Consider the following 13,160-nt stretch of genomic DNA (forward strand, 5'->3'; position numbering starts at 1 on the left):
TCACGGCCGCGCTCACCGACGGAGCCCCCAACCCCGCCGCGGCCTACGCCCTGTTCACCGCGTACTACGACCACCACGCCACCGGAATCGACTCAACCACCCTCACCCGCCGCCACGCCCGCCACCTGCCCGGGGCAACACTCCAACAGAAACAAGCCGCCCTCACCGCCCAATGGGACGCTTGGCGCGACAACGGCGCCCTCGCCACCGCGCTCGGCGCCCTCGCCACGGCCGACCTTCCCGCGCTGCGCGACACCCTGCCCGGCCTCATCGCCGCGAACCGGTCCGACTCGGACTCCGACGAGTCCATGTCCGACGCCCCCGCACCCTTCGAGTCGGACCGGCGGGAAACCCCCTCAGGGGAGCAGCCCGAGACGGCAGGTGCCCCGCGGCCGACCGACGAATCCGGCCGGGTCACCTCCGATCCGCAGGTGCCGACCGGCTGGCCACAAACCAAGCCCGGCCTGACGAAGACGATCTCCCCATCGCAATTCGCCTCGCTGATCACGAACCACGTCCCCGGGGGCATGTCCATCACCGCGGCGGCCGACCACCTGGTCCGCTACTACGAGGTGCACCACGGCAACAAGTCCTTCGACACCGTCTTCTCGTCGAGGGAGGAGGAAAACCTGACGCTCGCCCTCACCGACCGCCTGCGCGATGCCGGTGACCTGCGGTCCGCCCTGGAATGGGTCATGAAGAGCAAGCAGCTCGCCGCCCCCGACAGCCCGCAGGCGTGGGACGCCCTGATCAATCCGACGAAGAACACGGCGGTGGTCCCGGACCGCCTCCTTCTCCAGGCCTTCGACAGCACCCCCGGGCAGAGCATCGGGATCGCCATCGACGACGGTTCCGCTGCCCTGCACGCGGTGCTGACCCAGCGCCAGGGCGACGCCTCCCCCATCTACCCCCGTGTCGAGTGGAACCGCATCCCCGGTGGTTTCCACGGCACCGACACGATCGAGGTCGTGATCCGGTTGCGCCGCTCTCCGGCGACCGGCCAACTGGACGCCGCGATGGTCTCCCGGGCCGAGCAGAGGCTCGTGCGCTCGATGGAGGAGGTCGTCAACGGGGGCCGCACCGTCACCGACTCCCACGGCGAAACCCACACCCTGCCCTACACCCTGCGCGACGCCGCCACCAACGCCCAGCAAAGCCCACTCGGCCCCAACCCCGTACTGCGCCTGCGCGTGGAGGTCGTTGACCCCGGTGTCAACGTCTTCTCGGTTCACGCGGACCTGAACTGGTTGCCTTCCTCCGGGGTTTCCACCGCTACCCCCGGCCTCGCGACCGGCGTCCCCGACTTCCTTTCCTGGTTCGGCCTCACCGAGTCCGGCGAGTCCCAGCTCGCCCGCGAGCAGAAGAGCGAGAACGGCACCGGCCAACACAACCCCACGACGGCCCAGCCCCCCGCGCGGGTCACCCCGGTGTCGCTGGCCCGGCTGTCCGAGATCACCGCCGGACGCCCCAGCCTTCCCGCGCCTGTGCACACCAACCTGGTCCGCGCGAACCGCTGGTCGGACAATCGGGCCTCAACGCCCGTGACCACCATCGGTGTGAACAGGGACACCAATGCCTCAGGCATCGACGTCTCCTTCCGCGAGCCGAGACGCGGAACCACGATCGCGCGACCGGCGGACCCCACCGCCACGGGCGAGCGCACCGTGACGGTGCCCGGCCATCCCGATGGAGCAGACCAGCCCTTCCGTCCTCCGTCCATCCGGGCCTACGGCAACTCCACCCAGGTCGAGGTGCGGGTCGTGCCCATCACGCCCGCCGCCGGGACGACGGGGTCCGCCACCGACGCGGGCACGGCCGGGACCGCGGCGCCCACCCACGCGGCCGAGGTCACCTGGCGCGTCGCCTTCGACACCGGCAAGCTCAAGCAGGCGTTCACTACCTCCTACATCAAGGAGCACAACGACTTCCCGAGCGACGACGACGTCAGGGCACACGTTGACGCCAAGACGAAGGACGCCCTGGCCCGACTGCGAAAAGACATCGACACGGTCGTCAACTTCCGGCACCGCCTGTCGAACGCGGACGGCACGCCCGGCCCGCAGCTGCATTTCCGGCTGGAGGACGCCGCCGATTCGCCCGACGGGGACCCCGTGCACGGCACCGTCGTCTGGCTGCCCACCGGTGCCGACGGCACGGTCCCCCGAAGCAGTTCGGGGAGCTGGGCGGTGGAGGCGAACGCCGGGACTCTCCTGCACGAGTTCCTGCACCGGGCCGCCGGGCTGCCCGACAACTACGGGGAGAACGTCAATGACCAGGCAGGGGGCAGTGTCTTCCGTACCCGGGCCAGTTCCTCACGGGTGGACGGCGCACGCGACAACGTCATGAACGCCGCCGCGCTGTCCCCCATCTACGGCCTGCGCCAGCACCACCTCGACCGCATCGCCGCCCTGCTGCGCCCCGCCCTGGAGCGCCCCGCAGAGGGCGCCGGCGGCCCCATGCCCTACACCGCCCCCCACCGCATCGCGGACCTCACCCCGGACCAGCTCGGCACGGTCACCGCCGACCTCACCGTCCCCGTTGATGCCTCCGGGTGGGACTCCGCCTCCGCTCTCACCGCCTACTACGACCACCACGTCCGCGGCCAAAGCCTGACCCACGTCAGCGAAGGATCCAACCCCAGCCGCGACCACACCCCCGCACAACGCGAAACCGCGCTCACCACCATCTGGAACACCTGGCACAACGCCGGACTGCTCCAACCCGCCCTCGACCGACTCACCACCCTGGGCATCACCACCGACCCAACCGGATCGACCGCCACCGCACCGACGACGCAGGCGCCGGCACCGGCACCGGCACCGTTCAGGACCGACTCCGACCCCGGGCAGGACTCCCCAGCCCCCGCGCCCAGCCCGAACGACGACACCAGCGACCCCGACGCCATGAACGTCAACTGGTCCGACCCCGACACCATCGCCTACAACGACCCCGCCTACTACGACCTCGACACCCTCGACCTCGCCTCACCCACCAACGACGACCTCCCCCTGCCCTCCTTCCTCACCGACGACCCCGGCCCCACCACCGACTACACCCCCATCGACCCCGCACTCACCACCGACCACACCCACGCCATGGACACCGACGACATGTCCTGGCTCACCCCCGACGACTCCATGGACTGGGCCACCCTCGCCCACGACATCACCACCGACCTCAACACCGACCTCAACACCGACCTCAACACCGACTTCGACCCCGGCTTCGACCCCGGCTTCGGCATCGACCCCACCCTCACCACCACCGACACCGCCTGGGCCACCCACGCCACCGGCACCGGCTTCAACCCCTACCTCACCCACCCCGCCCCCACCACACTCACCACCCACGACACCACCGGCGACTCACCCCGCGACGAAGCCTCCTCCGACTCCTCCGACGACGTCTACGCCCCCTCCGACGCCCTCTCCGACTCCTCCGACGACGAGGCCGCCGGTCAAACCCCGCGCCCCGACAAGGGCAAGAACCGCGCCACCCAACCCCTCTACACCGCACCACCCCACCCCTTCACCCCCACCGAAACCGCCGCCCTCACCCACAACAGCTTCACCCTGACCCCCAACCGCCCCACCGACCTCGACACCGCCTGGGCCCTCTACCAACACCACCACCAAGGCCACACCCCCCACACCCTCGCCACCACCCACCGCCTCACCCTGCCAAAACAAAACCTCGACACTTTCAGGTGGACGGCCACCCCCAACCCCACCTACGGCGACAAACGCGCCTGGCTCGAAGAAACCTTCACCACCTGGGAAAACAACCCCACCACCCGAGCCATCCTCACCACCCACGGCGCCAACCCCGACCACCGCACCACCACACCCGACGCACCCCCCCACCTCACCACCACCCAAGCCCACCAACTCCTCGACGCAGCCACCGACCACAACCCCACCCTCACCCAGGTCTACGACGCCTGGCACACCCACACCCACGGACGCCAAGGCACCCAACTCACCCGCGCACTCCTCACCACCTGGGAAAACAACCCCACAGTCTCCGGCCTCCTCACCACTGAGATACAACGACTCAAAAACGCCACCCCCCTCCTCAGGGACATCAGCGTTCTAACCGTCCAAAAAATCCTCGACGCCTACCGAGGAAACACCCTCGACCAACTCACTAGAAACAAAAACTTCCACCCGAAAGTCAACCTCAATGAAACCGGAAAAATAAAACGACTCGAAAACCTTGCCGATAAAGCCTCATTCCTCGAACAGGTCATCACCGCCTGGAACACCCAGCGCCAAACCAGCCCCGAACTCTTTACATCCCTCCAGAACATCTCCATCGCGACCCCCAATCCAAACCCAGAAATCCAACAACTCAAAAACGCCGCACCCATACTCAAGGATTCCAACAGCCAAACCATCCAGAGAATCCTCGATTCCTACCGCGACAACAACCTCACCCAACTCGCCAAAGAAAAAAACTTCCACCCGAAAGTCAACCTCAACAGAACCGGAAACAGAGAAGAACTCCAAAGCTTCACCAATAAAGCCTCATTCCTCGAACAGGTAGCCACCGCCTGGAACAACCAACGCCAAACCAACCCCGCACTCGCCGCCCTTCTCCCAGAACCAGCAACAATCCCCAATTTCCAAAAACTCAAAGACGCCGCACCCATCCTCAAGGATTCCAGCGGCGAAATTATCGAAAAAATCCTCGACGCCTACCTCAATAAAACCATCCAACAACTCGCCAAAAACACGAACTTCCGACCACAGGTTGACTTCAACGGCACCAGAAACAAAAAACAGCTTACAATTATCGCCGATAAAGCCTCATTCCTCGAACAGGTCACCACTGCCTGGGACACCCAACGCCGGACCAACCCCGAACTTTTCGCTTCCCCCAACCAGGAATCCCCCGAAGCCATCAGGTCCGACCAAGAAGAAATTCAAAAACTCAAGAAAAACATCTCCACCTTCAAGGAAACCACCCCGCTCCTCAAGAATTCTAGTAGTCGAACCATCCAGAAAATTCTTGACGCCTACCGAAACAACACCCTCGACCAACTCGCAGAAAAAACGAACTTCTATCCACGAGTTGACCTCGACGGCAGCGGAACCAGAAGCCAAATCCGAAGGTCCGCCGATAAATACTTCTTCCTCACCCAAGTCAGGGATTCGTGGGACGCCCAACGCCAAACCGATCCCGAACTCGACGCCCTCCTCACCCCGCCCGCAAACACCGACGGCACATCCCGGCCCGCCCCCGAGGGCTCCATGGAGTGGAGCGCCACCGCAACCGACACCGGGTTCGGCCCAGTCTCCATGGACACCAGCACGGACACTGGCCTACCGGAGCCCAACACCGACTTCGGCACCGACGCCCCGATCAGCCCCGGATCCGCAGTCATCAACCCCGAAGTTGACACTCGCGCCGCAACCCCCAGCCCGATCCCCGAAATACAGCAACTCAAAAACGCCGCACCCATCCTCGAAAACTCCAGCAACCAAACCATCAACAAAATCTTCGACGCCTACCGAAACAACACCATCGACCAACTCTCAAGAGACACGAGCTTCAACCCGAGCATCAACCTCGATGGAGACAGAAAAAAACTCAGAAGCCAAGAAAAGAAATTCGAACTCCTTCATCAGGTCGTTACTGAATGGAACAACCAACGCCAAACCAACGACGCACTCAAAAACCTCCTCCCCACCCCAGCCGCACTCCCCACCAACCCCAAACCCGACCCCAAGTCCAAGCCCGACCCCAAGTCCAAGCCCGACCCCAAGTCCAAAGAAGCCGCCATTCAGAAATTCAAAAACTCCACACCAATCCTCAAACACGTTTCCACAAATCTTGTCAAAAAAATAATCCAACATCACAGTAATGGTGAAATTGAAAAGCTGGTAGAAAACAGAAGCTACAACCCGGTGATACCCAATGGGGAAAATGGCAAAAAAAATATCGTCAGCTTCCCCGAGAAAAGAGATTTCTTCAATCGAGTAATCGACGCCTGGAACGCCCAGCGCGCCGCCGATCCAGCGCTCGACGACCTTCTCCCGCCGCCCCCAGGGGGCGAGTCCAGCCACACCACCGTCCACCGGCAGAACCCCCCGGCACCCGCCCCCGCTCCGACGACGCAGGCCCCGAGCACCCCGGAGCCGCCGCGCAGCATCAACGACTTGTTCCGGGACGCGCTGCTGGGCGATCCGAACGACGGAACGACCTAGGCGAGAACGGTGTGACCGAGGACACGTCCCGGGCTCCGCGCGCCGTGCGCGTCGGCGAGCCCCTGTCCCGACCGGTCCCCGGACTGCCCGGGCATGTGGTGGACGGCTGTTCCCCGACCGGAGGGCCCACGACCTTCCGCAAGTGGGGGCGGATAGTCGAGAATGGTAGAAAGGGTGCGGCAGAAACAGGGAAAGACGCATCCGCTCCGGAGGCACCTCACCGGACGCGGCGGCCCTCTCCCGCCTGTTGACGCCCTTCAGAGCTTGTGGAAATGACGCCCAGCCGGTCGGACGGCCGCCGCCGTCCACCGCCGGCGCGGCCAGCGACACGGCCCGCCCCCGCGGGAAACCCCCACCCGCACCCGTGCAGCGCCAGGTTCCCCCCGGCCCCGCTCCCCCGCGCGGTCAGATCCGCCGAGGGTTTTGGAAAGGACGCCCGTCAATGACCGAGAAGTTCGAGGGTGCGCAGAAGAAGACGGCGCCCGAAGCGGACGCGGCCCCCGCCGCCCGCGACACGAGCCTCCCCGACGTCCCGCGCCCGGTGGCCGCGGACGCCGCGTCCTCCACCGACGCGGCCACGGCGGCCGAGGCCATCGCGCGCCCCCGCGCCTTCGACTCCGTGGGTGCCACGACCGGCGCACCACTGGAGGCCGTTGACCCCACCGCGCGGCTGGGCCGCCCCGGCGCCCCCGTGCTCGCGGGCGCGGCCATCGCCGGACTGATCCTGGTCGCCGCGCCCTTCGCGGTCTCGGCCGGCACCCAGGACGTGTCGTTGGAGACCGTCCCCTTGAGCGCGGGCAGCCTGGCGGACGGCGCGGACGGCTCCGCGGTCACCCAGGCCGGCCTGGACGCCGGCTCCGGTGACCGGCGCCAGGCGGCCTCCGGCGACGACGCGGGCTCCGGTGGCGGCGGGGGCGTCAACGACGCGCCGGAGGACACCTCGGCGGGGTACGTGCCGGAGGCCAAGAAGGAGGAGAGCGGGGGCTCCGGGCCCCTCGGCGCCTCCCCCTCCCCCGGGGAAGACGGCGGGGAGTCCGGCGGCGGGGCTGGAGCCCCGTCCGAGGAGGGCACCCGTGGCGGTTCGGTCGCCTCCTCCGGCGGGGAGCGGGAAACCGGCGGGGGCGCCGACGAGAAGGCGCCGGAGGCGTCGATGAAGGGCGAGGACGCCCCCGGGATCATCGACTCCCTGCCCGGCGTCGGCGGGGCGCAGGCCCCCAGCGGGGACGCGGCGCCGCCCGCCGAGAAGGGCGCCAAGGCCGCCGCCGCACCGGCCGAGGACGAGGAGGCCGCCGAACCCGAAGGGCGGATGAACGCGTTCTCGGCGGCGGTCCCCTCCGAGGAGCCGTCCGGGGAGCCCTCACCGGAGGGCGACGCGGAACCCTCCCCCGAGGCGTCCCCGGACGCGTCCGAAAGGGAGGCCGCCGACGCCTCCGCGTCGCCCGAACCGTCGGACGCCCCCTCTCCGTCCCCCTCCGCCTCCCCCTCGGAGTCCGGCCCCGCCTACTCCGAGGTCGCCGGCCCCGGCTGCGCCGAGGACGGCCCCACCTCCTACGGCCGCACCGGCATGTGGGAGGAGGGCGAGGGCTTCGCCTCCTGGGCCACCCGCGACGCGAACACCGACGCGGAGGGCTGCTACGGCACCTACGACGCCATCCCCGTCTCGGGCGACCCCGAACGCGGCGACGGCCAGTTCGCGCACTGGACCTTCACCCCCGGCACGGCGGGCGCCTCGTGCGAGCTTCTGGTGTACGTGCCCGACGACGAGAGCCCGCTGTGGGTCGGGGAAGCGGAGGCCAAGTACCAGATCTTCCCCGGTGACCGGCCCGAGGGCGACTCCGTGGGCATCTTCGGCATCGGCCAGTCGGAGGTGCGCGGCGGCTGGGTGAAGGTCGTCGGACTCGTCTCTCCCGCCGAGAGTTTCACCGTCCAGCTCACCAACATCGGCGAAAATACTCTCGCCGACCAGGAGGGCAGGAGTTCCCACGTCGCGGCCGGAGCCATCAGGGCGACGTGCGACTGATCCCGGAATCCCCCGTCCGGAGCGGGCCCAACACCCCGTACCATCGCGCACAGGGCCGCCCGGGGCCCGGAATCGAGAAGAGGAAGACCAGATGGCCAGGCAACTCCTGACGGTAGCCCCGGACGGGCACACGACGATCGGAGCGGCGCTGGCCGCGGCGGAGAGCGGCGCCATCATCACCATCGCTCCAGGCCGCTACGAGGAGAGCCTGATGCTGCTCAAGGTCGTCACGCTGATGGCGCGGGACGGCCGGGGCAGCGTGGAGATCACGGCGGAGTCGGGCAGCGCGGTGATCTCGGGCGCGGAGGCGGTGAAGCTGTCCGGCCTGGTGCTGCGCGGCCGCGACGAGGAGCGGCCCGCCGTGGACATCCCCGCCGGACAGGTGGAGATGGCCGACTGCGAGGTGGACGGCTCGGCCTGGACGGCCGTCGTGGTGCGCGAGACCGGCGCGCTGGCGATGCGCGAGAGCCGCGTCACCTGCTCGGCCGGGGCGGGCGTGGTCATCACCACCGCCGAGACCAGCATCATCGAGGACTGCGTGATCGAGGACGTCGAGACCAGCGCGCTGGTCATCGGCGACCGGGGGCGGCCCACGGTGCGCTCCTGCGTGTTCCGCGACGTGCGCGGCAACGGGGTGTTCGCCAGCGGCCAGGCGTCCGGCCTCATCGAGGACTGCGACATCTCCGGGTGCGCCAAACCCGCCATCGCGTTGGAGGACGACTCCTCCACCGCCCTGCGCGACGTCCGGGTGCACGACTGCCCCGACGACGGCCTGGTGGTGTCCAGCCGCAGCCGCGTGGAGGTCGAGGACTGCCGCTTCGACGACCTGGGCGGGCGCGGCGTCGCCGTGCACAACGGTTCGGACCCCCAGATGCGCCGGGTCCGGGTGGCCCGCCCCAAGGGCGTGGGCATCCACGTGTGGAACAAGGCCCGGGGACTGTTCACCGACTGCGAGGTCGAGGACGCCGGGAGCGACGGCGTGCGCGCCGAGGACCGGGCGGCGACGTCCTTCATCGGGCTGACCGTGCGCGGCGGCAAGGGCGTGAGCGTGCTCGGCGGCAGCACCACCGAGTTCGACCGGGGGCTGGTCACCGGCACCGACGGCCCCGGGTTCGCCATCGAGGCCAGCAGCCCGTTCCTGCGGGGCATCGCCGTCACCGACACCCGCGGCCAGGGCGTGCGCTTCCGCAAGGGCGGCCAGGGCCGCCTGGAGAACGTCACGGTGGAGCGGACCGGCAAGAGCGCCGTGCAGGTGGACGAGCGCTCCCGGCCGCTGCTGACGGGGGTGCAGATCCGCGAGAGCCGCGACACCGGGATCACCGTGAGCGCGGAGGCGCGGGCCGACCTCCGCGACTGCGACATCTCCGAGTGCACCGGCGACGGGGTCGCCGTCCACAACGGCGGCGAGGCGTCGCTGCTGCGCACCCGGGTCTACAACGGGCGGCGCAACGGTGTGCTCGTGGCAGCCGGCGCGCGCTCCACCCTGCGCCGGTGCGAGGTCTTCGCCAACGCGGGTGACGGCGTCCTCGTGCACAGTACCGAGGACGTCCTGCTGGAGGACTGCTCGGTGCGCGAGAACGGGCGGGCCGGGCTGCGCCAGACCGTGCGCAGCGAGCGGGTCCGCGCCAACGACCTCCTGAGCAGCGGCAACGGCGTACCGGACTCCTACGGCGAGGACGCCGCCGGGGACTCAGCGCAGCTTCCGCCGCTTCCTTCGGGCGAGGCCGGCGGGCAGGACGAGGAGGAGCCCGAGGGTCCCTTGGCCGAGCTGGACGCGCTGGTGGGGCTGGCCAACGTCAAGCACGAGGTCAAGACGCTCATCAACCGCAACCAGATGGCCAAGCGGCGCGCGGAGATGGGACTGCCCACGCCGCCGATGAGCCGCCACCTGGTCTTCGGCGGGCCGCCCGGTACCGGTAAGACGACGGTCGCCCGCCTCTACGGCCGCATCCTGGCCGAGCTGGACGTGCTGCGGTACGGCCACGTGGTCGAGGTTGCGCGGGTGGACCTGGTGTCGCAGTACGTGGGCGGGACCGCGATCAAGACCACCGAGGTGTTCGAGCGCGCCAAGGGCGGCGTGCTGTTCGTCAACGAGGCCTACACCCTCTCGGGGGGCCAGGAGGGCGGCGGCAGCGGCCCCGACTTCGGCCGGGAGGCCATCGACACCCTCGTGAAGCTGATGGAGGACCACCGCGACGACGTCGTGGTGATCGTCGCCGGCTACACCGACGAGATGCAGGGCTTCCTCGCGGCCAACCCCGGTATGGCCTCGCGGTTCAGCCGGACGGTGGAGTTCCCCAACTACGAGGTTGACGAACTGGTGCAGATCGTCGAGAACATGTGCGGCACCCACCAGTACGAGCTGGTGGACGAGACGAAGGCCGCGCTGCGCACGGTCTTCGAGGGGATGCACCGGGGCGCCACGTTCGGCAACGGCCGCAGCGCGCGCAAACTGTTCGAGGAGATGATCGACCGGCAGGCGTACCGGCTGGGCGGCGACCCGCCGGACAACGCGGCCGACTTCACCCGGCTGCTCCCGGTGGACCTCGGGGTGGAGGTGTCGGAGTCGGAGAAGGCCGGCGAGAGCGTCGACGAACTCGCCCAGCTGCGCGCCGAACTGGACTCCCTGACCGGGCTGAGCGAGGTCAAGGAGACCGTCAACGACCTCGCCAACCTGCTGCTCATGTCCAACCAGCGCAAGGCCATGGGCATGCCGGTGACCTCCATGAGCCACCACCTGGTCTTCACCGGTGCCCCCGGTACCGGTAAGACGACGGTCGCGCGGTTGTACGGCCAGTTGCTGCGCACCCTCGGCGTGCTGCCGTCGGGCCAGGTCATCGAGGCGGCGCGCTCGGACCTGGTGGGACGCTACATCGGCCACACCGCGCAGATGACCACGGAGGTGTTCGAGCGCGCCAAGGGCGGCGTGCTGTTCATCGACGAGGCCTACACCCTGACCCCCCGGGGCGGCAGCGGACAGGACTTCGGCCAGGAGGCCGTGGACACCCTGCTCAAGCTGATGGAGGACCACCGCGACGAGGTGGCGGTGATCGTCGCCGGCTACACCGACGAGATGGCCCGGTTCATGGACTCCAACCCCGGTCTGTCCTCGCGGTTCAGCCACCGGGTGGAGTTCCACAACTACAGCGACGCGGAACTGGTCAGCATCATCGACGGCATGGCGCGCGGCTCCGGCTACGAGTGCGGTCCGGCGACCCTGGAGGCCCTGGCCGAGCACTTCTCGGCGGTCCCGCGCGGCTCGTCCTTCGGCAACGCGCGCTACGCCCGCCAGGTGCTGGAGCGCATGATCACCAGGCAGGCCGGACGCCTGGTGAAGATGGGCGGAGACATCGGCCGGGAGGACTTCAGCACGCTGCTGCCCGAGGACATCCCGCCGCTCTGACCCGGTTCAGGCCGCCCGGCGCTCCAGCGAGGTGCGGCGCCAGTAGAGCAGTCCCGCCGCCGCGGCCACGAGGAGGGCGAGCGCCGCGGCGGCGCAGACGGCTTTGAGCAGCGGGGCGGGCAGGCCGGTCAGGCCGGTGTCCCGGACGGCGGTGTCGGCGGCCGTGGCGGCCGGGAGCAGGTTGGCGTCGCTGGCGCACACGATCGGCGCGGGGTCGGCGGCCAGGCCCGCGCAGGCGGTCACGGCCACCCGCCAGACGTCGGAACCGGTCTCGTTCATGAGCGCGGCGACGGTGCGCACCGCCTCCTCGCCCGGTTCGAGGGAGAGCTGCCAGGTGACGGCACCGCCGTGGACCTGCCCGCCCTCCCCCGGTCTGCGGAACTCCAGTTCCGGCGGGCCGGTCTGGGCGAGGGTGATGCCCTCGACAGCCCGCTCGCCGTCGTTGCGCAGGGTGAGGGTGTAGTCGGTCTCCTCCCCCGGCTCGATGCGGTCGCGGGAGTCGGTGAGGGAGATGGCCAGGGCCGGGAGGTCGGCGGGGTCGTGGTCGTCGGCGAGAGCGGGGACGGGGGGCAGAAGTGCCGCGGTGACGGCCGAGACCGCCACTCCCCGGGCAATACTCCTGGGTACAGCCATTGCACTCCTTTTCCCGACAGGACGACGCGAACGAGAAGATAGTAACTGAGTGCAATTAGACTGTCACGCCGAGCCACGAAACTTCAAGGTTCGGGTAGCGTCGGGCAAAGCGCGGCCCCCTTCGCGACGAACACGAAGGGGGCCGTTGCCCACCTCCCGCAGGAGGTGGGCCGATCGCTAGAGCTGGACCTGTCGCGTGGGACGACGCGCGGCGAAGACCGTCACCGCGCCGATCCCGGTGATCATGGCCGCACCGATCATGAAACCGGTGAGGTTGACACCGGTGACCGGGAGCTGCTCGTCGGCCTTGTCGCCCTTGGCGCCGGTGGTACCGGTCTGGCCGCCGTCGCCGGAGCCGCCGGAGCCGCCGCTGTTCCCGGCCGGAGCCGCTCCACCACCGGGCCTGGTGTCGCCACCGTCGCCACCACCGGTGTTACCGCCACCACCGGTGCTGCCACCGCCACCGCCACCGTTGCCGCCACCGCCGGGGGTACCGGGACCGGGGGTCTCGCCACCGCCGCCGTTACCCGGAGGGGTGGTGGGCGGGGTCGTGGGCGGGTCCACCGGGGGGTCCACCGGAGGGTCAACGGGCGGGTCCACCGGGGGGTCCACCGGAGGGTCAACGGGCGGGTCCACCGGGGGGTCGATGGGCGGGTCAACGGGCGGGTCAACCGGGGGGTCGATGGGCGGGTCAACCTCGTCCAACAGCGGGACGACGGCCGCGGGAAGCGTGACCGCCGCTTCCTGCGCCTCCTGGGCGAGGGCGTCCTCGACCGGTGCTTCCGGCGCGACAGCGCCGTCAGCGAGCGCAGGGGTCGCCGTGAAGCCGAAGGCAAGGATGCCAGCGGCCGTCACGCCGAGAGCACGTGCTGTGTAGGACATGCGTCTCCTCACT

General features: G+C 69.0%; 5 protein-coding genes (1 of these 5 cut by a window edge). 3 read left to right on the forward strand and 2 right to left on the reverse strand.

Features of this window, described 5'->3' with window-relative positions:
- The 3 genes from AC0VYP_RS21065 to AC0VYP_RS21075 form a co-directional block, all read left to right on the forward strand.
- Positions 1–6,209: the 3' end of an ADP-ribosyltransferase gene (locus AC0VYP_RS21065; RefSeq protein WP_475471420.1), read on the forward strand. The gene continues 46,678 nt to the left of window position 1, outside the view; only the last 6,209 of its 52,887 coding nucleotides appear in the window; its start codon lies beyond the left edge, outside the window; the stop codon is at positions 6,207–6,209.
- A gap of 442 nt (positions 6,210–6,651) precedes the next feature.
- Positions 6,652–8,229: a hypothetical protein gene (locus tag AC0VYP_RS21070; RefSeq protein WP_475471421.1), complete on the forward strand. Its 1,578-nt coding sequence runs from the start codon at positions 6,652–6,654 to the stop codon at positions 8,227–8,229.
- Positions 8,230–8,320: 91 nt separating this feature from the next.
- A complete protein-coding gene (locus AC0VYP_RS21075) occupies positions 8,321–11,632 on the forward strand; it encodes a right-handed parallel beta-helix repeat-containing protein (RefSeq protein WP_475471422.1) in 3,312 nt (1,103 codons plus the stop codon).
- Between the two features lie 6 nt (positions 11,633–11,638).
- On the opposite strand, the gene AC0VYP_RS21080 is transcribed toward AC0VYP_RS21075, so the two are convergent.
- Complete coding sequence (locus tag AC0VYP_RS21080) at positions 11,639–12,265, reverse strand: hypothetical protein (protein WP_475471424.1); 627 nt, start codon at positions 12,263–12,265, stop codon at positions 11,639–11,641.
- 177 nt (positions 12,266–12,442) lie between these two features.
- Positions 12,443–13,147, reverse strand: a complete 705-nt coding sequence (locus AC0VYP_RS21085) for a hypothetical protein (RefSeq protein ID WP_475471426.1) — start codon at positions 13,145–13,147, stop codon at positions 12,443–12,445.
- Between the last annotated feature and the right edge of the window lie 13 nt (positions 13,148–13,160).

The organism is Nocardiopsis sp. iso_186, from assembly GCF_056173365.1.